This is a genomic window from Niveispirillum sp. (genome assembly GCF_052437035.1).
Classification (GTDB): Bacteria; Pseudomonadota; Alphaproteobacteria; order Azospirillales; family Azospirillaceae; genus Niveispirillum.
On record NZ_JBQVOH010000007.1, the window covers coordinates 116072 to 140085 of the forward strand.

Below are 24014 nucleotides of genomic sequence, written 5' to 3' on the forward strand. Positions count from 1 at the left end.
TCAGCCCTTCTTCAGGACCAGGGTGGACCAGTCACCCAGACGGAAGCGCTTGACCAGACGCAGGCCCTGCGCGCGGTGGGCGTTGATCACCAGCGGTTCCTGACGGTGCAGCAGGCCCGACAGGATGGCGGTGCCGCCCGGAGCCAGGAACCGATCCAGGTCCGGCGACATCCGGGCCAGCGGGCGGGCCAGGATATTGGCGACAATCAGGTCGAACTTGCCATGACGGCGCACCGCCTCGGCGGCATAGCCGTTGGCGGCGTAAAGCTTCACCAGCTTGTGCACGCGGTTCAGCTTCGCATTCTCCGTCGCGATCTCAATCGACAGCTCGTCGATATCCACGCCGATCACCGGCTTATGCGCCAGCTTGGCGATGGCAAACGCCAGAATGCCCGACCCGCAGCCCATGTCCAGCGCGCTGCGAAAACTGCCGCGCCCGCGCGACGCCAGTTCGGAAATGGCCCGCAGACAGCCCTGGGTCGTCGCATGCTCCCCCGACCCGAAGGCCATGGCGGCTTCGATCTGCAGGCCCATCTTGCCCTTAGGCACCGGCTTCTTGTGGTGGCTGCCATGGATGAAGAAGCGCCCGGCCTCAATGGGCGGGAAGGACAGATAGGTCTGGGTCACCCAATCAATGGGGGCCAGCGGCTCCTTGGTCAGTTCCGGCTCATTGATGCCATGTGCGGCGGCCAGCACCGCCAGTTTCAGGCCGATGCGGTTGGTGTCGGGCTCGTTATAGGAGGTGCACTCGATCAGCCACTGGCCGCCCTCCTGCAACTCAAAGGTGGAGACGGCGTCGACATGCGGTTCCACCATGTCGGCGAAAACAGGGACCAGCGCCTCCGGCACCTCAAACGCGACACGCCACATCGGCTGCATGGAACTCTCCGCCCGTATACCTGACAAAACCAAGGTTGATGGCCTTTCTAGTCGCAAAGCCGGCAGCCCGGCAATGGCGCTTTGCGGCGGGGACATCTGCGGTAGTGGCGGGGATTTGGGGGTCCCGACCTTCCGTAAGGGAAGGGGCATGTGGCGGCATTCCCTCCTGCAACCACGCAACAGAACCATCATGGTTTCGACGGAAACACGTCAAATCATTGAAATATAACAATGCTATCCGCCCATTGTGCGCCGCAGCAACCATGCCGGCGACCAAAGGGATGCCCATAATGAACCATCGTCAGCTGATCCTGGGGACCGCGCTCGCCACCTTGTTCGCCGTCTCCCCCACGCTCGCGCAGACCACGGAAGTCGCCGAAGCGGCCCCGATGTTGGAAGAGATCATCGTTTATGGCCGTGGCGAGGCCCGGCAGGTGCAGGGTGTGACCCAGGCCGCCATCGCCCTGGAAGCGCCGGGTACCAGCCCGCTGAAGGCCATTGAGAACCTGCCCGGCGTCAGTTTCCAGTCCGCCGACCCGTTCGGCGCCTATGAATGGTCGACCCGCATTACCATCCGTGGCTTCAACCAGAACCAGCTTGGCTTCACGCTGGATGGTGTGCCGCTGGGCGACATGTCCTATGGCAACCATAACGGCCTGCATATCTCCCGCGCGATCAGCAGTGAGAATATCGATCAGGTGACGGTGGCGCAGGGGGCCGGCTCGCTGGCCACCGCCTCGACCAGCAATCTGGGCGGTACGGTGCAGTTCACGTCCCGCCGTCCAGCCAAGGAAGCGGGTGCCTATATCGCCGGCACCGCCGGCAGCGAAAAGACGGGCCGTGGCTTCGTGCGCCTGGAAACGGGTGAACTGTCCACCGGTACCAGTGCCTATGTCAGCTACACCCGCCAGAATGCCGACAAGTGGAAAGGCAATGGTGTCCAGCGCCAGGACCAGCTGAATTTCAAGGTCGTGCAGAGCGTGGGCGAGGGCGAGATCAGCGCCTGGGTCAACTGGTCCGACCGGGCCGAGAACGATTACCAGGACCTGTCCAAGGAAATGATCGGTCGCCTGGGCTACAACTGGGACAATTTCGCCAAGGATTGGGCCACGGCCCTGCGCGTCGCCGATATCTATAACGGTCTGGCCACCGGCCCCTTCCCGGGCAAGATCACGTCCGTGGATGATGCCTATTATGATGCGGCGGGCCTGCGCGAGGATACGATCGGCGCGGTGAACCTCACCTATCCGCTGACCGACGCGGTGAAGCTGGATGTCACGGGCTATGCCCACAAGAATGACGGCCAGGGCCTGTGGTTCACGCCCTATGTCGTGACGCCGGGTGGGGCGCCGATGTCCATCCGCACCACCGAATATGGCATCGAACGGTACGGTGCCGTCAGCCAGCTGACGGCGGAAATCGGCGATCATACGGTCAGCGGCGGCTTCTGGTTCGAACAGAACGACTTTGCCCATGCCCGCCGCTTCTACGGCCTGAACCGCGCCAGCCCGGGCCGTTCCTCCACGCAGTTCCAGCGCGGGGCCATGGCCACGCAGTGGGAATATGACTTCGACACCGAAACCCGGCAGTTCAACCTGTCGGACAGCTGGAAGGTCATGGATGCCCTGACGGTGACAGCGGGGTTCAAGGCCGTGAAGGTGGAAAACACTGCCAAGACCCTGGTCGGTCCCGTGAAGAACGGTACCATCAAGGCCAAGGACAATTTCCTGCCCCAGGCCGGTTTCGTCTATGAGCTGACCAACGAGCATCAGATTTTCGGCTCCTATGCCGAGAATATCCGCACCTTCGAAAGCTCCAACACGGGCGGCCCCTTCTCCACCAGCCAGGACGGCTTCAACGCCATCCGCAACAGCCTGGAACCGGAAAGCAGCCGGACCATCGAGCTGGGCTGGCGCTTCAATGTCGGCATGGTCCAGGGCGTGGTCGCCGCCTATGACGTGCAGTTCGATGACCGCCTGCTGGCCCTGACCTTGGGGCCGGGGATCGTCGGCAACCCATCGGCGCTCCAGAATGTCGGCGGTGTGTCCACGCGCGGTATCGAAGCGGGTGCGACCGTCGAGGTGACGGACGCCGTCTCCATCGTTGCCTCCTACACCTACAATGACAGCTCCTATGACGACAACGTCCTGGGGGCCAATGGCGCCGTGACGGCGGCGACCGATGGCAAGACCGTCGTCAACGCACCGAAGAACCTGCTGCGCGGCGAGCTGAAGTACGACGACGGCAATCTCTATGCCTCGGCCAGCGCCGCCTATACCGGCAAGCGCTACTACACCTACCTGAACGACGCCTCGGTCGAAGGCTATACGCTGGCGGAAATCAGCGTCGGTTACCGGTTCGAAGGCAATGCCTGGCTGGAAGGCACCGAGCTGCAGGCCAATGTGACCAACCTGTTCGACAAGGAATATGTGTCGACCATCGGTTCCAACGGCTTCACCAACAGCGACCCGACGGGCACGTCCCAGACCCTGCTGGCCGGTGCGCCGCGTCAGTTCTTCGTGTCACTGAAGAAGCAGTTCTGATCTGCCGCTTAGGTCGTCATCCCGACGGACGTCGGGATGACGAGGGGGGCTGCAGCCCCTCTGATTTGCATCGTCTCTCTTCCCTTTTTGAAACTGGGGCGGGCCATGGGTCCGCCCCTTCTTTCTGTCTGGAGGCCCCCATGTCCCGCCCCCTTCTCGACCGCCGCCTGCTGCTGACCGGACTGGCCGCAGCACCACTGGTGGCGCAGACCGTTCAGGCCCAGGCCGTGCGCCGCCTGCCGGAAGCTGCGATGCCCACCCGTATCGCCTTCGGGTCCTGCGCGCACCAGACCAAGGACCAGCCAATCTGGGATGCCATCCTGGCCGCCAAGCCCGACCTGATGATCCTGCTGGGCGACAATGTCTATCTCGACACCCGCAATGTCGATGACATGAAGGCCAAATACGCCATGCTGGCCGCCAAGCAGGGCTTTCAGAAGCTGCGCGACGCGGTCCCTATCGTCGCCACCTGGGACGATCATGATTTTGGCGAGAATGACGCCGGGGCCGACTATCCCATGAAGGCCGATAGCCGGAAGCTGTTCTGCGATTTCTTCGGGGAGGCGCCCGACAGTATCCGCCGCACCCGGCCCGACGGCATCTATGCGGCCTATGAATTTGGCCCCCGGGGCCGGCGGTTGCAGATCATCCTGCCCGACCTGCGCTGGAACCGCACGCCGCTGGCCACCATCGACATGGGCGGCAAGGGCTATGAGGAATGGGCCAAGGCCCGGCATGAGGCGGGGCAAAGCGTTCCCGGCCCCTATGCCCGTCTGCCCGAAGGGGCGGCGACGCAGCTGGGGGAGGCGCAGTGGCAATGGCTGGAAGGGCAGCTGGCACGCCCTGCCGACCTGCGCATCCTGGCCTCGTCGCTACAGGTCGTGTCGGATTTTCCGGGCTGGGAGGCCTGGATCAACTTCACCCATGATCATCAGCGCCTGATCGAGACGATCCGGGAGAAGAAAGCCAACGGCCTGTTCTGCATTTCCGGCGACACGCATTACGCGGAAATCTCAAAGCTGGATTGGAACGTGCCCTACCCGCTCTGGGATTTCACCTCGTCCGGCCTGACGGAGGTCTGGCCCGTGCTGCCGCCCAATGCACGGCGGGTGGGCGAGGCGTACCGTGCCCAGAATTTCGGCCTGATCGAGATCGACTGGGCGGCCAAGCAGGTCGTCATCACCATCCGTGATGTCGGCGGGGCGGAACAGCTGCGTCAGGTGGTGGCGCTGGGGGATCTGCGGGTCTAAAACCCCGGATCGGGGCGCAGGTGAATGACGTCGAGGCCATGGGCCGCCGTCAGACGGTTGGCGACCGTCAGGCGATGGCACTGGCCGTGATCGGCCTCAAAGCACAGAAGGCAGGCGGGTTTGTCCAGCGACAGGGAACCCGCCAGCGCTAGTTCATACTGCGCCTCCGGCCGTGACAGCCCTTCCTCAACGATGGACCAGAATTCGTCCATGCGACCGGCCCGGTTGGCCAGACGCCCTTCCTTGGGCGTGCCCAGCTTTTTCAGGTGCAGATAGTCGATCCCTTCCGCCTCCAGGCTGGCGCGAAGCGGCGATTTGGAGAAACCGGCGCGGCGGGAGGATGGTAGTTCGCGCACATCCAGGAGCAGCCGTACCCCCGCCGCCTTCAACGCCGCGATCACCGCCCCCTGGCTGGCGCCTTCATACCCGATCGTGTGCAGGATCATGGGGTGCTCCTCCGGCTGATCGTCTGGCCCTCACCCTCAGCCCCCCTCCTCCGCATCGGCAAAACGATAGCCGATGCCCGGCTCCGTCTGCACGAAGACAGGCGCGTTGGGATCATCCTCGATCTTCTGGCGCAACTGGCGGACATAGACGCGCAGATACTGCACCTCGTCGGCCTTGGCCGGTCCCCAGACCTCTTTCAGTATCTGGGCATGGGTCAGGATGCGGCCCGCATGCTGGGCCAGAAGCCGCAGCAGATCGAACTCCGTCGGTGACAGATGCAGGCGCTTGCCCGCCTTCTGCACATGCCGGTTGACCATGTCGATTTCCAGGTCGCGGATGCGCAGCAGGGGGCGCCCGCCTACCTGCTGTATCGCATGGCGCTGGGCCGCCCGGATGCGGGCCATCAATTCGCCGGCCCCGAACGGCTTGGTCACGTAATCATCCGCACCTAAGTCCAGGGCCAAAATCTTGTCCTGCTCCCGGTCGCGACTGGACAGCACGATCAGCGGTACCGGGCGTTCACGCTTCAGGGTCGGGATCAGATCCAGCCCGTCCATATCGGGCAGCCCCAGATCCAGCAGGATCAGTTCGGGCAGCGATTGGCGCGCGACGGCGAGGGCCTGGCTCGCGGATGTGGCCTCCACCATCTCCCAGCCTTCCGGGGTGATGATGGTTTTCAGCAGGCGGCGGATCGCCACCTCATCCTCGACCACCAGGATGCGGTGAGGCCGCGTCATTCCGTCGCCTCCGCCATCACCATATCGCCGCGCGGGTCCACGGCCAGGGTCATCTCCAGGCACGCCCCGGGGCCGCCATCGGCCCGGTCGCGCGCCGTCAGGGTGCCGCCCATCGCCTCCACGAAGCCCCGCGCAATGGCAAGGCCCAGGCCGGTGCCGGCGGTGCGGTGGTCCTTTGCCTCCACCCGGAAGAACTTGTCGAAGATGCGGACCCGGGCCTCCTCCGGAATGCCCGGCCCCTCATCCTCCACCCGCAGCTTCACATGCGCCGCGTCGCGCAGGGCCTGGATGCGGACGGCGGTGCCGTGGGGCGCGTATTTGCCGGCATTGTCCAGCAGGTTGAACAGGGCCTGTTCCAGCAGCAGATGATCGCCCTGCACCAGCGGCAGGTCACCCGGCATGCGGATGTCGATCATATGGCCCGTCAGGACCGGCCCTGCCCGGCGCACCGCGCCCGACACGACATCAGCCAAATCGATGGGTTCGCGTTTCAGGTCCAGCGCGCCTGCCTCCAGCCGCGTCATGTCCAGCAGGTTGCGCACGAAGCGGGCCATGCGTTCGGCCTCTCCGTGCAGCGTGTCCAGCATGGATGCCGTCTCCGCCGGATCCAGCCGCCCCTGCCCCGCCTTCAGGCCCGTGACGGTGCCGATAATGGCGGCCAAGGGCGTGCGCAGGTCATGGGACAGGGACGTCAGCATGGCGGAGCGCAGCCGTTCCGTCTCCCCCTCCAGCTTGGCCTGATCGATGGCGCGGACCAGCTTCACCCGCTCAATCGCCACCGCCGCCTGATCCAGCAACGCATCCAGCAGGCGGCGGTCATCGGGCGTCAGCAGGGGGCCGGTGCCGGCATCATCACTGCCGATCCCCGCCACCGCGACCGTCGCGCGTTCGGTGCGCAGCGGCAGGTACAGGCGCTGCGTGCCCGGGAGGGTGGCAGCCCCCCGCCCCGCCGGCTTGCCATTCTCAAACGCCCAGACGGCGGCGGCATGGTCGGCGTTGGAAATCTGGTCATCGGGCGGATAGGCCGAGGCCGGATACAGGCTGGCGGCATTGTCATCATCCGCCGGCAGCATCAGGACGACGCGCAGTTTCAGCATCAGGGCGATCTGATGGCTGGCCGCCCAGAGCAGATCATCCATATCGCCGATCCCGGCCAGCTTGCTGGCAAAGGCTGACAGCTGTGCCGTGGTGCGGGCGCGGATACGGGCGATTTCCGCCTGTTCGCGCACCCGCGCCGTCAACCGGCTGGTCAGCATGGCGACGCCCGTGAAAAAGACCAGCGACCAGATATTGGACGGGTCCCCGATGGAGAAGGTGTAAAGCGGCGGCAAGAAGAAGAAATTATAGGCTGCGACGGCCAGGACCGCCGTGAACAGCGAGGCCAAGAAGCCGTGCAGAACCGCACTGCCCAGCACCGCCATCAGGAACACCAGGCTGATATTCTGCACGCCCAGCCATTCGTCCACCAGGACCCCCGCCCCCAACGCCATGGCGGTGAAGGCGATGCCGGCCAGATAGGCCTTATAATCGGCAGGTTTTGCGGGCGGTCGGGTGGTCACGCGGCGGGCGGCATTGCTGTCGGGGTCGGGCTGTTCGCTGGCGATCACATGCACCGAAATGCCCGTGGCCCGGCGCAGCAGATCATGCACCACCGACCCGTTTATCATCTCAAACCAGCGCGACCGCTGCGACTTGCCGATGATGATCTGGGTGATGTTATGGGCGTGCGCGAAACCGACCAGCGCCTCCGTCACCGTCCGGCCCGGCAGGGTCAGCGCCTCCCCGCCCAGCTGTTCGGCCAGACGCAGCGTATCGGCCACGCGGTCGCGCGCCGCCTCCTCCAGGCGCTGATGCCGGGCGGTTTCCACATAAACGGCTGTGAATGGGGCCTTCAACCGGTCAGCCAGGCGCTTGGCATGCCGCACCAGCCCACCCGCGCCCGGATCATCGGAGATACAGACCAGCAGCCGGTCGCCCGCCGCCCACGGCCCGGCAATGGCGTGGCTGCGCATATAGGTGACCATCTGGTCATCCACCCGCTGCGCCGTGCGCCGTAGCGCCAGTTCGCGCAGCGCCGTCAGATTGCCGGGGGAGAAGTAATGTTTCAGGGCGCGCTGGGCCTGGTCGCGGACATAGACCTTGCCCTCCCCCAGCCGCTTGATCAGGTCGGCGGGGGTGAGGTCGATCACCTCCACCTCGTCCGCGCTGTCGATCACCTGATCGGGCACCGTTTCGCGCACCCGGATGCGGGTGATGCGGGCCACGACATCATTCAAGCTTTCCACATGCTGGACGTTCAGCGTGGTCAGCACATCAATGCCGGCGTCGCGCAGCTCCTCCACATCTGAATGGCGCTTGGCGTGGCGGCTGCCGGGCGCGTTGGTATGGGCCAGTTCATCGACCAGGACCATGGCGGGACGGCGCGCGATCAACCCGTCCAGGTCCATCTCCGACAATTCCTGCCCACGATAGGACAGGGTTTTGCGCGGGAAAACCTCCAGCCCGGCCAGCATGGCGTCGGTTTCCGCCCGCCCGTGGGTTTCAACGACGCCGACCACGATATCGACCCCGTCCTTTTTCAGGGCGTGGGCCGTGCGCAGCATCTCATAGGTCTTGCCCACGCCGGGGGCGGCACCCAGAAAGATTTTCAGCTTGCCGCGCCGTTCAGCCGTTGCTGCCTGCAGCAGGGCGTCGGGGGAGGGCCGGCGCGCGTCATCGGCCATGATGATTACGCCTGCTTGGCATCGATGATGGAGCGGCGAACCGCGCGGGTACGGGTGAACAGCTCATGCAGCTTGTCCCCCTCGCCCCAGCGGATGGCCCGCTGCAGGGCCGTCAGATCCTCGGTAAAGCGCTGGATCACCTCCAGCACCGCCTCCCGGTTGTTCAGGAAGATATCACGCCACATGGTCGGGTCGCTGGCCGCGATGCGGGTGAAGTCGCGGAAGCCGGACGCGCTGAACCGGATCACCTCGGACTGGAGATGGTCTTCCAGATCGGTGGCCGTGCCGACGATGGTATAGGCGATCAGGTGGGGCAGGTGGCTGGTGATGGCCAGAACCCGGTCATGATGGCCGGGTTCCATAATCTCGATCATCGACCCGCAGCCGCTCCAGAAGGCCGACAGCTTGTCCACGGCGGTCTGATTGGTGCCGGGCGTGGGGGTCAGAATGCACCAGCGGCCTTTGAACAGCAGGGCGAAACCACTTTCCGGGCCGGAATGTTCGGTACCGGCCAGGGGATGGCCGGGAATGAAATGCACCCCGTCGGGCACATGCGGGGCGATATCGCGGACCACCGACTGTTTCACCGACCCGACATCGGTGAGGATCGTGCCCTCGCTCAGGTGCGGACCGATGACGGCCCCCAGATCGGCAAAGGCGCCGATGGGCGTGGCCAGCACCACCAGATCGCATTGCGATACCAGGGCGGGATCGGTCCCCGCCTGTTCCGCCAGCCCCAGTTCCAGGACCCGATCGCACACGGCCTGCGACCGGTCCACGCAGACCACGCCGTTTGCCAGTCCCGGATATTCTGCCACGCACCGCGCGATCGACGAACCGATCAGGCCGAAGCCGACGATGGCAACCTTGTTGAACAGCGGGGCGGTCATGGGAGGCAACCTTGCATGCGGAAAAGACAAGACCGAGGTTCACTATCATGTGAACCCCGGTCCCGTGTAGAGTGGATTAGGCGGAGCCGTAATCCGTGGCTGTTCTGTAATCGTGACTGTGGCTCCCTCACCCTCCCATTGGCTGGCGCCAACGGGCCCCTCCCTCTCCCACCTTCGTGGGCGAGGGAAGAAATTTTAGCCCCTCGCCCGTTTACGGGAGAGGGAGGGGTCCGAACGCGCCAGCGTTTGGGAGGGTGAGGGAACAGCGCCCTTACATCTTGAAGGTCAGGCGCGCATAGCCGAACTGGCCCGGCGCGTCATAGGTGGTGGGGTCAAAATTGTTCAGGCCGCAGCTGAAGCAGGCCGGCGGGTCCTTGTCGAAAAGGTTGTTGACGCCAAGGGTCATGCCGATCTTGCTGTCGAACATCGCCGGATACCAGCTGAACTGCACGTCGGTATAAAGACGGTCGTTCAGCTTGTTGACGGCCTGGGTTTCATCCACGCTCTTCACGAAGCGGTTGGTGAGCGAGGCGGAGAAATCATTCTTCGCCCAGTCCAGGATCGCCGTGGCCTTGTACTTGGGGAAGGCCTGATCAGGGCTGCCCTTCTCGGTGCCTTCCCGGTCGATCTTGGAGGTGCCGCTGGTGGCAGGCACCGTCTCCGTATAGTTCAGCAGGAAGGTCTGGTTCAGGCTGAAGCGGAAGGTGCCCAGGTCGCTTTCGGGACCCTGCCAGTTGATGGTGAAATCGATGCCGTCGGTGTCGATGGCGCCGATATTCTGCAACAGGCCGCTGATCTGGTTGATGGCGCCAGAAGCGGTGCGGGTGATGGAGGCACAGGAGAAGGCGTCGTTATTCTGTTCGCAACGGCCCAGGATGGTCTCCGCCCCGATCGGCTGGATCGCGTCCTTCAGAGAGATGTCATAATAGTTCACCTCGAAATCCAGACGGTCGGCCCAGCCCAGTTCCCAGGACGGGCTGAACACGCCGCCAAACACCCAGCTTTCCGAGGTTTCGGGCTTCAGCTTCTTGTTGCCGCCGGTGATGACAGACAGCTGCGGGTTGGCTTGTACATAGGAACCGTTGGCCGGCACGCCATGGGCGATACAGTTGGCACGAACGCCCGCTGCCGCCGCGGTGCCGCCGAACCGGCCCAGCATGTCGGAGCAGGGATCGACCAGTTCCTGGTCAAATCGCGACGGGGTGCCGAACAATTCACCGATGCCCGGCGCGCGGAAACCCTGGCCCCACGAACCACGCAACAGGACGTCTTCGGTGACGCGCCAGTTGACGCGACCGCTATAGGTCGTCTCGCTGCCAAAGGTGGAATAGTCGGAATAGCGAACCGCACCCGACACTTCCAGCAGCTTGGCGATGGGCATTTCGGCGATCAGCGGCACGCGCAGTTCGCCATAGGCCTCGTTCACGTCAAAGCTGCCCTTGGACGGCTGGGCCGGGATGTCGGAACCCAGGCCGGCGGCGACCACGGCATCCGGCTGGAACTCCCCACGCTGGTCACGGTATTCGTAACCCACGGCCAGACCGACGGCACCCGCCGGCATCTGGAACAGATCACCCGACAGGTTGAAGGAGGTGTCGGCCAGACGCTGCTTGCTGCTGTCCTGCTGCGTGAACAGCACGTAATCGATCATCGGCTGGGTGATGGAACCCTGACCGCCGAAGATATTGAACGGCACGCAGGAACCGGTGCAGTTGGCAACGGGACCCAGGGCTTGCGCCAGACGCTGGGCATTCACATTGCCCGTGAATTTCTGCGAGGCGCTGTTGCGGGAGAAGATGGTGTTGACGTCCCAGTACCACTTGTTCTCGCCCAGCATCAGCGAGCCGTCCAGAGTGCCGGACACGTACCAGGTGTTCACTTCCTGCTCATAATGGCGCGGGCCCGCCTCGATGAAGCGGCGACCGATGAAGGCGTAATTGGCCGGGCCATTGGCCCCGCCCGACGACAGGGTGACGCCAAACGGATTGTAGGGGTTGGTGCGGTCGATGCTGATCTGGTCCAGCAGGTTGCCGTTGCCGGCGTCGGGACCCACGAACAGCGGGATGGGGGCGGCCTGGTTGGCGGACTGCCGGTTGTTATAGACCGCCTTCAGACGGAAATTGATGTCGGGCGTGATTTCCTGGGTGACCTGGAAATAGGTGCCCAGACGCTCCGACGGCGCCTGGATATAGTTATAGGGCTGGAAATTGAAGCGGTCGGCGGTGGTGAAGTTCTTGAAGCTGCCAGCCGTGGGGTTCAGCGGGTCGAAGGTCGGACGGCCCGTCAGCACCGCGTTCTTCAAGGTGAGGTTCATGCCCTCGCCCGTCACGGGATTGTTGACGATAAAGCGGCCCAGCGGTGTGCCCGACGAACAGGAACTGTCGCAGGCGGTGACGCCCGGTGTGGGGAACTGCGAGATGGAGCGGTCGCCCGACATCACGCTTTCCTGCTTCACATAGGTCAGGTCGGCCACGATGCTGGTGCCGCCGGAGGTGGCACCCCAGGACAGGTCATATTCCTGCGTAACGCCGTCGCCTTCATCAAAGGCGCCGACCTGCGCGGAACCGGAGAAGCCATCCTGCTTGCGCTTGGTGATGATGTTCACCACGCCGGAAATGGCATCGGAGCCGTAAATGGGCGAGGCACCTTCCTGCAAAACCTCGATCCGGTCGATGATGCCCTTGGGGATCGAGTTCAGATCGGTGGAGGACGGGATGCCCGACGCGGACGCGCCATTGACCCAGCGCAGGCCATCGACCAGCACCAGGGTGCGGCGCGAGCCCAGATAGCGCAAGTCCACTTCCGCCGAACCGGCACCCACGCCGCCGCCATCGGGCGGGTTGCCGAAATTGCCGCTATTGTTGAACTTGCTGTTCAGGCCGCCGCCGGAGATGGGCAGGCGCTGGAGAATTTCGGCGGTGTTGGACAGGCCGGTACGGGCCATGGCCTCGCTGTCGAGCTGTACGATCGGTTGCGTCTGGTTCAGCGGGCTTTGCCGGATACGCGAACCAGTGACGACAATTTCATCCAGTGTATCCTGCGCCGCCGCAGGCATCGCACTGGCGGCGCCAGCCGCCAAAAGGGCAAGCGTCGCCGTCCTGAAAAACAGGCTGTTCTTGGATTGCATTAGGTTCCCCTGTCCGAGAAAGGTTTGTTTTTAAACGCGGTTTCATGCCCGCGCCGCACAGCGTTAACAGATTATCAACCATCTGCGGAAGTCCCATGATTGCAACGGAATCGTATCCTTGGTCACTGTTTCTTTTCTGCATCTAAACAATTGGTACCAGTCATTGCGGCCACCGGTGTCAGGCTGCATACTTGGTTCTGCCCAATAGGGAGGGGGGAACCATGTATAGTGATGAAGAACTCGATGCCGCCGTATCGGCTGGTATCTTGAGCGATCAAAATGTCGCGGGCTTCCGTGACTTCGTGGCCACAAGAAGGGGCCATATCGACGCCCCGGAGCATGAGCGGTTCCGGTTGCTGACCGGGTTCAACGATATTTTCGTTTCGGTCTGCTGCGGCCTGATCCTGGCTGCCGCCGCCTATCTGGGGGGACGGACGCATCCGGCACTGGGCGGGCTGGCCGTGGCGGCCATCAGCTGGGGTCTGGCCGAATATTTCACCCGCCGTCTGCACCTGTCACTGTCCAGCATCGTGCTGCTGATCGGCTTTGCCGGCGGCACCCTGGTGGCCGGCCTGACGGGTCTGTTCGACCTGCTGGGCCTGGAACAGGCGCGTATCCAGAATATGGCCGATGCCGCCGGTGCCATTGCCGGGGCAACGGTTCTGGCCGGGGTCGGTGCCTATGCCCATTGGCGCCGCTTCATGGTGCCGATCACGGTGGCGGCCGGGTCGGCCATCGCCATTGCCGCTGTCGCGGCCCTGGCCGTTCTGGCGGTGCCGTCATTGCGTGACAGCCTGCGGGTGGTGGTGCTGATCGGCGGTCTGGTGATGTTCGCCATCGCCATGCGTTGGGACAGCCAGGACCGGGCGCGCAATACCCGCCGTTCCGACGTGGCCTTCTGGCTGCACCTGTCGGCCTCGCCCATGATCATCCATCCGGTCTTCTCCTGGGTGGGCGCTAATGGGGCGGTACAGATGGTCAGCCCCGGTCTGGCGCTGGCCACCTGCATCGGCACCTATCTGGTGATCGCCCTGGTGTCGCTGGCCATCGACCGCCGGGCCATGCTGGTCTCGGCCCTGGCCTATGTGCTGTATGCGATGGGGCAACTGTTCGCCATGGCGGGCACGGCCAAGGAGATGAACATGGCCCTGGCGGCCCTGGTCATCGGGTCGGGTCTGCTGCTGCTGTCCACACAATGGGAAGCCGCCCGCCGCCTGCTGGTCCCGCACCTGCCGGGCGGCATGCGGGAGATGCTGCCCGTCGCGCGGTGAATGACTTGAAACGGTGATTGTCGGGGCTCGCCTTCTGCTCGACCCGACCTACGGTGACAGATGCCGTAGGTCAGGTTGCGGCGGATGCCGAGCCCTGACTTTTTCTTCTTCAACCCCTTCCATGCGTAACTTCCTTGCCTCACTGCCATGGCGCTATGCTACGCACGGTCCCTTGACCTGACGCAGCAACGCCCGGTCCGGGGTCCCACCCCCCGCCAGGGCAGAGGATTGAAGTGATGAGCAAGCGACGCGACGGCGGCCATGCCGCCAAGGGACCCAGCCAGCGCCAGTTGCGCGTGGGCGAGGAAATCCGCCACATCCTGGCCGATATTTTCCGCCGCGGGGAATTCCGCGATCCCGAACTGATGGACCTGAACGTCACCGTGTCGGAAGTGCGCATCAGCCCCGACCTGAAGAATGCCACCGCCTTTGTCATGCCGCTGGGCGGGTCCAAGCCGGAACTGGTGGCGGCACTCAACCGCGCCTCGGCCTTCCTGCGCACCCAGGTGGCGCATGAAATGCGCCTGCCCTATGCCCCGCGCCTGTCCTTCCAGCTGGATACCAGCTTCGATTACGCGGAAAAGATCGACCGTATCCTGCACGACCCGCATGTCGCGCGCGACATGACCGGCATCGTCAATACCGGCGATGATGCCGAAGAGGACAAGGAAGAGGGCGGGGACCAGAACCATGGCGCGTAAGCGCAAGGGCGTTCCCCGGCATGGCTGGCTGGTACTGGACAAGCCCGGCACCATGACCAGCACCCAGGCGATGGCAAAGGTGCGGTGGATGATGAATGCGGAAAAGGCGGGCCATGGCGGCACGCTGGACCCCATCGCCACGGGCATCCTGCCCATCGCCTTCGGGGAGGCGACCAAGACCGTCCAGTACGCCATGGATGGGCACAAGACCTACCGTTTCGTGATGAAATTCGGGGAGGCGACGGACACCGACGACCGCGCCGGCCAGGTCATCGCCACCAGCGATGTGCGCCCCACGGATGAACAGATCGAAAAGGCGCTGGAGGCGTTCCAGGGCCTGATCAGCCAGGTGCCGCCGCAATATTCCGCCATCAAGGTGGATGGCGAACGCGCCTATGATCTGGCCCGCGAAGGGGAGGCGGTGGAACTGGCCGCCCGTACCGTCCGTATCGACGGTTTCCACCTGACGGGCCGGCCCGACAATGACCATGCCGAATTCGAGGTGGAATGCGGCAAGGGCACCTATATGCGCTCACTGGCCCGCGATCTGGCCCTGGCGGTGGGTACCGTCGGCCATATCACGGTGCTGCGCCGCCTGTCGGTCGGGCCGTTCACGCTGGCCAATGCCGTCACGCTGGAACAGCTGGAGCAGATCGTGGCGGAAGGGGAGCCGGATCGGCTGCTGATGCCCGTCGCGGCCCCGCTTGACCGGTTGCCTGCCATCGACCTGACGCCGGTGGAGGCTGACCGCCTGCGCCATGGTCAGGGCGTGTCGCTGCTGCGCCGGGCCGACCTGGACCGGCTGGAGGCGCTGCGCGGCGCCGGTGGGGAGGAGGGCACGGCACTGGCCCTCACCGAAGGCCGGCCCGTGGCCCTGGTCCGACTGGAGGGGGGCGAGCTTAAGCCCGCCAGGGTGCTGAACCTGTAAGCCAACCCTTACGCTGGCTTCGGTTCGGCGTCCAGGTCGGCGGGCGGTAGTTCAGGCGGGGCGATGGGGGTGGCCTTAGGCGTCAGGGCCACCAGACCCTCCGCGATCATGCCGCGCGCCGTTTCCCGTTCCCCCATGACCACGGTGCTGGCGCCGTTCTGGGTCAGATAGACCACTTCTTCGTCGGCATGGGCGCGGGCGATGATGGACAGGCCGGGATTGGCAACCCGCGTCTGGCGGATGATCTGTCCCGCCTCGAACGAGCCGGGGATGGCAATGAACATCAGGCGGGCGGCGGACAGGTTCAGGGCCGACAGCACCTCGGGCACCACGGCATTGCCCACAACCACCTCCACACCCTGCTCCCGCAGGCTGTCGATCCGCTTCTGATTATCCTCCACCACCAGGAAGGGCACGCCCTCTTCCTTCAGCTTGGCGGAAATCAGGCTGCCGACCCGTCCATGGCCAATGATGATGGCATGGCCGGTCAGGCTGGTGGGCGGGATCGGCTCGCGCGTCGGCTCCACCACGGCGGCGGCGACGACGGCGTCGCCACCGCCGGGTTCCAGCCGGTGGCCGAACTTGTCGATCAGGGTGAACATCACGGGGTTCATCAGGATCGACAGGATGGCGCCGACCAGCACCAGATCCTGACCTTCCTGCGGCAGCAGACCCAGATTGACGCCCAGCGCCGCCAGGATGAAGGAAAACTCACCGATCTGCGCCAGCGAGGCGGAGATGGTCAGCGCGGTACTGCGTGGATGGCCGAAGGCCAGCACAATCAGGTAGGCGGCAATCGACTTGCCGAACACGATGATCAGGACGGTGGCCAGAACCGGCAGCGGCCGTTCGATCAGGATGGCCGGATCGAACATCATGCCGACCGACACGAAGAACAACACCGCGAACGCGTCACGCAGCGGCAGCGATTCCTCCGCCGCGCGGTGCGACAGGGGCGACCCTGAAAGGACCATGCCCGCGAAGAAGGCGCCCAGCGCAAAGGACACGCCGAACAGGGTGGCCGCCCCATAGGCCACGCCCAGCGCAATGGCCAGAACCGCCAGCCGGAACAGCTCCCGCGAACCGCTATGCGCGACCTCGTGCAGGACCCAGGGAATGACACGCTTGCCCACCACCAGCATCAGGGCGACGAAGGCCGCCACCTTGCCTAGCGTGATCGCGATGACCGTGATCAGGTCGGACCCGCTGAGCGCGGGGGTGGCGGCGGCTGCCCCCTCCGCCCCAGACTTGTCGCCCAGCAGCCCGGCCAAGGCCGGCAGCAGCACCAGGGCCAGGACCATGGCCAGGTCCTCAACGATCAGCCAGCCGATGGCGATGCGGCCCCGCTTGCTTTCCACCAGCCGCCGCTCCTGTAGGGCGCGCAGCAGCACCACTGTGGAGGCAACCGACAGGGCCAGACCGAAGACCAGACCGGCCCCGATGCTCCACCCCAGCGCCCAGGACAGGCCCATGCCCATCAGGGTGGCAAGGCCGATCTGGCCGATGGCGCCGGGAATGGCGATGGCCTTCACCGACATCAGATCCTTGACGGAGAAATGCAGCCCCACCCCGAACATCAGCAGGATGACACCGATTTCCGCCAGCTGCGGTGCCAGGTTCATGTCGGCGACATAGCCCGGCGTCCCCGGCCCGATGATCACGCCAGCCAGCAGATAGCCGACCAGGGGAGAGATTTTAAGCTTCTGCGCGATGGCCCCGAAAATGAACGCCAGCGCCAGGGCCGCGACAATCATTGTAATCAGGGGCACATCATGCATGAGAAGCCTGCCTTTCATCCGGGCCAATGACCGGGCAGGGCCTTGACCTCTCAACCATTTGATCCAATATCACCCAATATGGTTGAGACACTGCGGATTGCAACCCGTGCCACATGAACTTTCTTCACGGACGCTTTCTCCCGCGCAATGCCGCGCCGCGCGCGGCCTGCTCGACTGGAGCCAGGAACAATTGGCCCAGGCATCAGGCCTGTCGCGCAGCACCGTCCGCGACTTCGAAAGCGGCCGGCATGAACCGCACCGGGGCAGCCTTGCCCTGCTGCTGCAGACGCTGGCTGAACAGGGTGTGGAACTGGTCGCGGCGGTGGATGGCGCAGGCGAGGGGGTGCGGTTCAGGGTGTGAGGCGAGGTTGCTGCCCTGACCCTCAATCCAGCGCAAACACCATCGCCTTCAGATACTGCGTTTCCGGCAGCAGCGGGTGGACCGGGTGGTCGCTGCCGGCACCGGCGAAGCGCAGGATGCGACCCTGGCGGCCAGCCTCGCCCAGGCCGCGCGCGACCTCCGTATGGAACAAGGGCGGCTCCATATTGTGCGAACAGGACGCCACCAGCAGCATGCCGCCGGGCGCCACCAGACGGGCGGCGGCCTTGGTCATGCGGCGATAGGCGCGGCTGCCGACGGCCAGGTCCTTCTTGGACTTCACGAAGGCCGGCGGATCGGCGATCACCACCTCGAACGTCCTTCCTTCGGCCACCCACTGGTCCATCAGGTTGAAGGCGTCGCCCTTTTCCGCCGTAACGCGGTCGGCCACGCCGTTGGCCTCTGCTGCCTTCATGGCGATGGAAAGCGACAGGGCCGAACGGTCGACCAGGGTGACATGGGATGCGCCACGCTTGGCCGCCAGCACGCCGAAACCGCCGGCATAGGTGTAGAAATCCACCACGCTGCGGCCCTGGCAGAGATTGGCGATGAAGGAACGGTTGTCGCGCTGATCGAAGAACCAGCCCGTCTTCTGCCCTTCCGACAGGTCGGCAAAGAAGGTGGCGCCGTTTTCTTCCAGCGGGATCAGGCCCTGGACGGAGCCCTTCACCACCTTCACCTCTTCCGGCAGCCCTTCATAGGACCGGGCCGTGCTGTCATTGCGCAGCACGATGGCAGACGGGTTCAGCACCTCGTCCAAGGCGGCCAGGATCATGGGCAGGCGGCGGTCCATGGCAACATTGTTGGCCTGCACCACCACGATATCGCCATAACGGTCGATGATCAGGGCCGGCAACCCGTCGCTTTCGGCATGGATCAGGCGATAGAAGGGCCGGTCATAAAGCCGTTCGCGGATTTCCAGGGCGCGGCGGATGCGGCGCACGAAAAACGTCGTGTCGATGGCTTCCGCCGGATCGCGGGTCAGGAAGCGCGCGCAGATCAGGCTGTGCGGATTGAAGGCCGCCAGACCCAGGGTAGCGCCGCCCGCGTCGGTGACGCGGACAATGGACCCCGCCGGCAGCGCCTTGGCCGCCTTGTCCATGTCCACCTCGTTGGAATAGACCCAGGGATGGCCATGCTGCGCGCGCTTATGCCGGCCCGCCTGGATGCGGATCACGGGCAGGGATGCGGGCTTGGGGGCCTGGGTCGGGGTATCGGTGGTCATGGCGGGGGCCGTCGCGGCGGGGATGTCGGTCATGGCGCGGAAAATACCGCCGCCATGCCCTGATCAGCAAGCGCCGTGCCCGCCGATCAGGCCAGCGGTCGGCACAGGCGCAAATCTTCCCGGTAATGGCCATGTTCCAGGGCACGGGCCAGAGCCACCGACACGCTGGTCCCGATGCCTTCCCGCTGCGGCAGGTGCAGATGCACCGCGTTACAGCCCAGATCGCGGGCCACCACATCCATATCGTTCAGCAGGACATCGATGGCGGCTTCCGGCTCGATCAGGTCCAAGGCCAGGAACATGTCGACCTGGAAGACCTTGCCATGCCGGGGGCTGGGCAGGACCTGATAGGCATAGATGCCGTGGATATAGCCATGGTCGCCCTCCACGGTCCGGATGCCGCCCTCTGCGGTACCCAGCAGCAGGCCCGCATAAGTACGCCACGCCTCGCGGTCATCGGCGGCGCGGCCCGTCTGCACCAGGGGCCAGGCCTGATCGATGCGGCGGCGGTCCAGCGGCTTGACGGAAAAACGGTCGGACATGGTCACCCGTTCCGGCGAGATAAGCACGGCGAAGTCTCTGTCTGTCTGAACAAGGCTGCCGTGCGTTTGCACGGACGGTCCCCTATCGTTAACCGATATGCCGATGGTCGCGCTTTGATCTGGATCAAGGCGCGTTCAAGCGGTTGGGCCTAGACCTCTGGATATGTGTTCATCGGCCAACCATTATGAAATCCTTCAATTGGCTGGCGGACATGACTGGAAGTGCTCCACCGGCCTTGTTGCGCGTTGTGGATCGTTTCCAAAAGGCGCATTCTTCCTTCCGGTGGAAAACCGGGGGCGATGCTTATATCGGGGGGCCTCACATGGCGTTGGCTGAACATGCATGCACACGGGAAAGCGCCGTGGCGGCCCGTATCGATGTTGCGCCGTGCAATGCCTGCCCGGTGCGCAGCATGTCGGTCTGCTCCGCCCTGGAAGCGGACGAGTTGAAGCGGCTGGCCGATATCCTGGTGTCGGTGAAGGTCGATGCCGGTCATACCCTGTTTGCCGAGGGGGACGGGGCCGACACCCTGTTCAATGTCACCGCCGGTACCATGAAGCTGTACAAGCTGCTGCCCGACGGGCGGCGGCAGATCACGGGCTTCCTGCTGCCCGGAGATTTCCTGGGCCTGTCGATCAACGACACCTATGCCTATTCAGCCGAGTCGGTGACGCCGGCCACGCTCTGCCGCTTCCCCCGCCGCCGCCTGGAAGGGCTGCTGGAGGATTATCCCAAGATGCAGCGCCGGCTGTTCGCCATGGCGTCCAGCGAACTGGCGGCGGCGCAGGATCAGATGCTGCTGCTGGGCCGCAAGAACGCCAAGGAGCGTATTGCGTCCTTCCTGCTGATGCTGTCGGAGCGGGCCAAGCGGCGCGGCTATGCTGAGAACCCGGTGCATGTACCGATGAGCCGGTCGGACATCGCCGACTATCTGGGCCTGACCACCGAAACGGTGAGCCGCACCTTCACGCAGCTGAAGACCAGCCGCGCGATCTCCCTTCTGGAAGGCGGCAAGGTCCGCCTGAACGATATGGAGACCTTGCAGGAACTTGCCGAAGGGGCGTGAGCCTTCAGGCCGCCGCACCGCGCCGGGCCGCCATGGCGGCTTCCGCCTGCGACAGAAGGTCGGCGAGGATCTCGGCCACGGGCTGTTCCTTGGTGACCATGCCCACCGACTGACCGGCCATCAGCGACCCGTTCTCGACATCGCCATCAATGACCGCGCGCCGCAGGGCGCCGGCCCAGTAATGCTCGATCTCCAGCTGGGCTTCCTTCTGGTCCAGCTCGCCTGCATCGAAGCGCGCGATCACCTCGCGCTGCTTGTCCATGAAGCGCTTGGTACCTTCATTCTGCAGGGCCCGGACGGGGATGACCGGGAAGCGGCTGTCCAGCGCCACGCTGGCCACCGCGTCGCGGGCATTGCCCCGGATGAAGGCCTGCTTGAACTTCGGATGCGCGCGGCATTCGCTGGCGCAGACGAAACGGGTGCCCAACTGCACGCCGGCGGCCCCCATCTCCAGATAGGAGACAATGGCCTCCCCCCGCCCGATGCCGCCCGCCACGAAGACGGGCACATCGCGGATTTCCGGCAGGATTTCCTGCGCCAGAACGGAGGTGGAGACAGGGCCGATATGGCCGCCGGCCTCGCTGCCCTCGATCACGATGGCGTCGGCACCGCTGCGGATCAGCTTCTTGGCGATGACCAGGGCGGGAGCAAAGCACATGACCTTGGCCCCGCCATCGCGCGCCGCCTTGATGGCGGTGGCGGGCGGCAGACCGCCGGCCAGCACGATATGGCCCACCTTCTCTTCCAGGCAAACCTGCACCAGTTGATCCAGCTGCGGATGCAGGGTGATCAGGTTGACGCCGAAGGGCTTGGTGGTCAGGGCCTGGGTGCACCGGATTTCATCGCGCAGCAAATCAGGGGACATGGAACCCGACGCGATCACGCCAAAGCCGCCAGCATTCGAAATGGCCGCCACCAGCCCCCGGTCCGACACCCAGGTCATGGCCCCGCCCATGATGGCAAGGTCAGTGCCCAGATAATCACGGCCCCGCGACCAGAGCTGATCCAGATGATGGCGAGCGGTCATGGTGACGGACCCTTCAATATTTGACTGCCGAATGGTCGGCGTTCACTACCGCCGGTGCTGTGCCCGGTCAAGGGGTGCGCGCCAAATGAAAAGGCCCGGCACCGCTTCCGGAGCCGGGCCTTTACTATGGAAAGAGTAAGAGCTTACGCCTTATCGAGACCATAGGCCGTGTGCAGGGAGCGCAGGGCCAGTTCGGTATATTCCTCGGCGATCAGGACGGAGACCTTGATCTCGCTGGTGCTGATGACCTGGATATTGATGCCACGGTCGGCCAGCGCCTTGAACATGCGCTGGGCGACGCCAGCGTGGGAGCGCATGCCGACGCCGATCACCGACACCTTCACGACGTTCGCGTCCGACACGAGGCGGCGGTAGTTCAGCGTGTCCTTGGACTTTTCCAGCACCTGCACCGCGCGGTCGATATCGGCCTTGCCGACCGTGAAGGTCATGTCGGTGGTGCGGCCATCTTCGGACACGTTCTGCACGATCATGTCGACATTGATGGCGGCATCCGTCAGGGGCCCGAAGATGCGGGCGGCCACGCCCGGCTGGTCTTCCACGCCAATCAGGGTGATCTTCGCCTCGTCCCGGCTATAGGCGATGCCGCTGACCAGTTCCTGTTCCACGATCTCATCCTCGTCCACGACCAGGGTGCCGGGCAGTTCGGAGCCAGCCGCCTGTTCAAAAGTTGACAATACCTGCACCCGCACATGGTGCTTCATGGCCATCTCGACCGACCGCGTCTGCAAGACCTTGGCGCCCAGCGACGCCATTTCCAGCATTTCCTCATACGTGACGCGGTGCAGCTTGCGCGCCGACTTCACGATGCGGGGATCGGTCGTATAGACGCCGTCGACATCGGTATAAATGTCGCAGCGGTCGGCTTTCAAGGCCGCAGCCAGCGCCACCGCCGAGGTATCGGAACCGCCACGGCCCAGCGTGGCGATCCGGCCCGCCTCGGTCACGCCCTGGAAGCCGGCCACGACGCCGACCACGCCCGTGGACATGTTGTCCGACAGGTTCGCGGTGTCGATCCGCTCGATGCGGGACTTGCCATGCGTGTCGTCGGCGATCAGCGGGATCTGCCAGCCCTGCCAGGAGCGGGCGGGAATGCCGATTTCCTGCAGCGCGATGGCCAGCAGGCCCGACGTCACCTGTTCGCCCGAAGCGACGACGGCGTCATATTCAGCCTGGTCATGAACCTTGGCGATCTGCTTGCAGTAATCGACCAGCTGGTTGGTCACGCCCGACATGGCGGAGACGACGACGGCCACCTCGTGCCCGGCATCGACCTCCTGTTTCACCTTTTTAGCGACATTCTTGATCCGCTCGATATCGCCGACCGAGGTGCCACCGAATTTCAGGACAAGCCGCGCCATAACGCCATTCCATCAAGGGTCAGGGTAATTTTCGCAAAGGCTCCGGTGCCGGAGCGGGCTATCCATAACCCGACGCACCATGGGCCGCAAGGCGCGCCCATCGCACTGCACCCATGAAGCGGCGTGGTGCGCGCCCGCGCGTCCTATTGACCCCGCGACAGGCCGTCCCAGCTTTGCTATGCCGTTTGCCGAAGTCCGGGAGAGATGAACCATGAACGCCGCAGCCAACGCCCAGGTCCAGCCCCGCACCACCGTCGATCCGGCAGAGATCGAGCGGTTCAGCCGCATCGCCGCCGAATGGTGGGACCCGGCGGGCAAGTTCCGGCCGCTGCACAAGTTCAATCCCGTGCGTCTGGCCTGGCTGCGCGATGTGATCTGCAAGGCGCATGACCGCGATCCCCATGCCCCCCGTCCCCTGGACGGTATCCGCATCCTGGATGTGGGCTGCGGCGGCGGGCTGCTGTCGGAACCGCTGGCACGGCTGGGCGCGACGGTCACGGGCATCGATGCGGCGGAAAAGAATGTGAAGACGGCGGCAGCGCACGCCGCCGAAACCCGCGTGACCGTCGATTACCGCGCCACGACGGCGGAGGATCTGGCGGCAAGTGGGGAACAGTTCGACGTGGTCCTGGCCATGGAGATTGTCGAGCATGTGGCCGATGTCGACCTGTTCGTGCGTACTATCGCGGGACTGGCCCGGCCCGGCGGGCTGGTCTTCATGGCTACCTTGAACCGCACCGCCAAGAGTTTTCTGTTCGGCATCGTGGCGGCGGAATATGTGCTGCGCTGGCTGCCGCGCGGTACCCATGACTGGAAACGTTTCCTGAAGCCGTCGGAACTGACCGGCACGCTGCGCCGGGCAGGCGTGGAGGTACGGGAGGTCACGGGCGTCGCCTATAACCCCATCTCCGACCGGTTCAGTCTGGCCGCCAAAGATCTGGACGTGAACTACATGCTGTGGGGTACGCGCGGATAAGGGAGGGCGGCAATCGTCCGTCACCACGTCGGGTATCCCCGGAAACAGGCATAATCCTTTCGGTCAGGTTCCAAGCCTTTCCAGTAGGCACGCCGCGCGGCATAGTGGCGCCGTCATTGCGGTATCGAATTGACAGATGTGTTAC

General features: G+C 64.6%; 19 protein-coding genes. 8 read left to right on the forward strand and 11 right to left on the reverse strand.

The window, feature by feature from the left end; all coding sequences use genetic code 11:
* Entirely contained in the window at positions 1 to 879 is an 879-nt protein-coding gene (locus ACT6Q8_RS17690) for a 50S ribosomal protein L11 methyltransferase (RefSeq protein ID WP_054168080.1), read from the reverse strand.
* A gap of 290 nt (positions 880 to 1169) precedes the next feature.
* Between ACT6Q8_RS17690 and ACT6Q8_RS17695 the strand changes: the two genes are divergently transcribed.
* Positions 1170 to 3422, forward strand: a complete 2253-nt coding sequence (locus ACT6Q8_RS17695; RefSeq protein ID WP_054168079.1) for a TonB-dependent receptor — start codon at positions 1170 to 1172, stop codon at positions 3420 to 3422.
* A 140-nt stretch (positions 3423 to 3562) separates the two neighbouring features.
* A complete protein-coding gene (locus tag ACT6Q8_RS17700) occupies positions 3563 to 4672 on the forward strand; it encodes an alkaline phosphatase D family protein (RefSeq protein WP_054168078.1) in 1110 nt (369 codons plus the stop codon).
* Here the strand turns inward: ACT6Q8_RS17700 and ACT6Q8_RS17705 are convergent.
* The 5 genes from ACT6Q8_RS17705 to ACT6Q8_RS17725 all read right to left on the reverse strand — a co-directional run bounded on the left by ACT6Q8_RS17705 (position 4669) and on the right by ACT6Q8_RS17725 (position 12596).
* A complete protein-coding gene (locus ACT6Q8_RS17705; protein ID WP_444733544.1) occupies positions 4669 to 5118 on the reverse strand; it encodes a DUF488 domain-containing protein in 450 nt (149 codons plus the stop codon). The two genes, ACT6Q8_RS17700 and ACT6Q8_RS17705, sit on opposite strands and share 4 nt — an antisense overlap.
* 36 nt (positions 5119 to 5154) lie before the next feature.
* The gene (locus ACT6Q8_RS17710) at positions 5155 to 5856 is read right to left on the reverse strand and encodes a response regulator (RefSeq protein ID WP_444733543.1); all 702 of its coding nucleotides are present in this window, start codon (positions 5854 to 5856) and stop codon (positions 5155 to 5157) included.
* Positions 5853 to 8579 (reverse strand): DUF4118 domain-containing protein, encoded by a 2727-nt coding sequence (locus ACT6Q8_RS17715; RefSeq protein ID WP_444733542.1) that lies wholly within the window; start codon positions 8577 to 8579, stop codon positions 5853 to 5855. The genes ACT6Q8_RS17710 and ACT6Q8_RS17715 overlap by 4 nt, the downstream gene beginning before the upstream one ends.
* 5 nt (positions 8580 to 8584) lie before the next feature.
* Positions 8585 to 9469, reverse strand: a complete 885-nt coding sequence (locus tag ACT6Q8_RS17720; protein WP_444733541.1) for a prephenate/arogenate dehydrogenase family protein — start codon at positions 9467 to 9469, stop codon at positions 8585 to 8587.
* Positions 9470 to 9740: 271 nt separating this feature from the next.
* Entirely contained in the window at positions 9741 to 12596 is a 2856-nt protein-coding gene (locus tag ACT6Q8_RS17725) for a TonB-dependent receptor plug domain-containing protein (protein WP_444733540.1), read from the reverse strand.
* A 221-nt stretch (positions 12597 to 12817) separates the two neighbouring features.
* Here ACT6Q8_RS17725 and ACT6Q8_RS17730 point away from each other — a divergent pair, with 221 nt between their 5' ends.
* The 3 genes from ACT6Q8_RS17730 to truB all read left to right on the forward strand — a co-directional run bounded on the left by ACT6Q8_RS17730 (position 12818) and on the right by truB (position 15496).
* The gene (locus tag ACT6Q8_RS17730) at positions 12818 to 13867 is read left to right on the forward strand and encodes a hypothetical protein (RefSeq protein WP_444733539.1); all 1050 of its coding nucleotides are present in this window, start codon (positions 12818 to 12820) and stop codon (positions 13865 to 13867) included.
* Between the two features lie 236 nt (positions 13868 to 14103).
* Positions 14104 to 14568 (forward strand): 30S ribosome-binding factor RbfA, encoded by a 465-nt coding sequence (rbfA, locus tag ACT6Q8_RS17735; protein WP_444733538.1) that lies wholly within the window; start codon positions 14104 to 14106, stop codon positions 14566 to 14568.
* Complete coding sequence (gene truB, locus ACT6Q8_RS17740) at positions 14558 to 15496, forward strand: tRNA pseudouridine(55) synthase TruB (protein ID WP_054168070.1); 939 nt, start codon at positions 14558 to 14560, stop codon at positions 15494 to 15496. Before rbfA ends, truB begins: the two co-directional genes overlap by 11 nt.
* 8 nt (positions 15497 to 15504) lie before the next feature.
* On the opposite strand, the gene ybaL is transcribed toward truB, so the two are convergent.
* A complete protein-coding gene (ybaL, locus tag ACT6Q8_RS17745; protein ID WP_444733537.1) occupies positions 15505 to 17274 on the reverse strand; it encodes a YbaL family putative K(+) efflux transporter in 1770 nt (589 codons plus the stop codon).
* A 106-nt stretch (positions 17275 to 17380) separates the two neighbouring features.
* On the opposite strand from ybaL, the gene ACT6Q8_RS17750 reads away from it, so the two are divergent.
* Positions 17381 to 17635 (forward strand): helix-turn-helix domain-containing protein, encoded by a 255-nt coding sequence (locus ACT6Q8_RS17750; RefSeq protein ID WP_444733536.1) that lies wholly within the window; start codon positions 17381 to 17383, stop codon positions 17633 to 17635.
* 22 nt (positions 17636 to 17657) lie between these two features.
* Here the strand turns inward: ACT6Q8_RS17750 and ACT6Q8_RS17755 are convergent, their stop codons facing one another.
* On the reverse strand, positions 17658 to 18911 hold the full coding sequence (locus ACT6Q8_RS17755) for a class I SAM-dependent rRNA methyltransferase (RefSeq protein ID WP_444733535.1): 1254 nt from the start codon (positions 18909 to 18911) through the stop codon (positions 17658 to 17660).
* Between the two features lie 53 nt (positions 18912 to 18964).
* Entirely contained in the window at positions 18965 to 19420 is a 456-nt protein-coding gene (locus ACT6Q8_RS17760; RefSeq protein ID WP_156344590.1) for a hypothetical protein, read from the reverse strand.
* Positions 19421 to 19833: 413 nt separating this feature from the next.
* On the opposite strand from ACT6Q8_RS17760, the gene ACT6Q8_RS17765 reads away from it, so the two are divergent.
* Complete coding sequence (locus tag ACT6Q8_RS17765; protein WP_245924227.1) at positions 19834 to 20487, forward strand: Crp/Fnr family transcriptional regulator; 654 nt, start codon at positions 19834 to 19836, stop codon at positions 20485 to 20487.
* A 4-nt stretch (positions 20488 to 20491) separates the two neighbouring features.
* On the opposite strand, the gene ACT6Q8_RS17770 is transcribed toward ACT6Q8_RS17765, so the two are convergent.
* Positions 20492 to 21514 carry an NAD(P)H-dependent flavin oxidoreductase gene (locus tag ACT6Q8_RS17770; protein ID WP_054168066.1) on the reverse strand — a complete coding sequence of 341 codons (1023 nt, stop codon included), beginning with the start codon at positions 21512 to 21514 and terminating at the stop codon, positions 20492 to 20494.
* A 143-nt stretch (positions 21515 to 21657) separates the two neighbouring features.
* Positions 21658 to 22893: an aspartate kinase gene (locus ACT6Q8_RS17775; RefSeq protein WP_054168065.1), complete on the reverse strand. Its 1236-nt coding sequence runs from the start codon at positions 22891 to 22893 to the stop codon at positions 21658 to 21660.
* Positions 22894 to 23104: 211 nt separating this feature from the next.
* Here ACT6Q8_RS17775 and ubiG point away from each other — a divergent pair, with 211 nt between their 5' ends.
* The gene (gene ubiG, locus ACT6Q8_RS17780; RefSeq protein ID WP_444733534.1) at positions 23105 to 23869 is read left to right on the forward strand and encodes a bifunctional 2-polyprenyl-6-hydroxyphenol methylase/3-demethylubiquinol 3-O-methyltransferase UbiG; all 765 of its coding nucleotides are present in this window, start codon (positions 23105 to 23107) and stop codon (positions 23867 to 23869) included.
* The last annotated feature ends 145 nt before the right edge of the window (positions 23870 to 24014 follow it).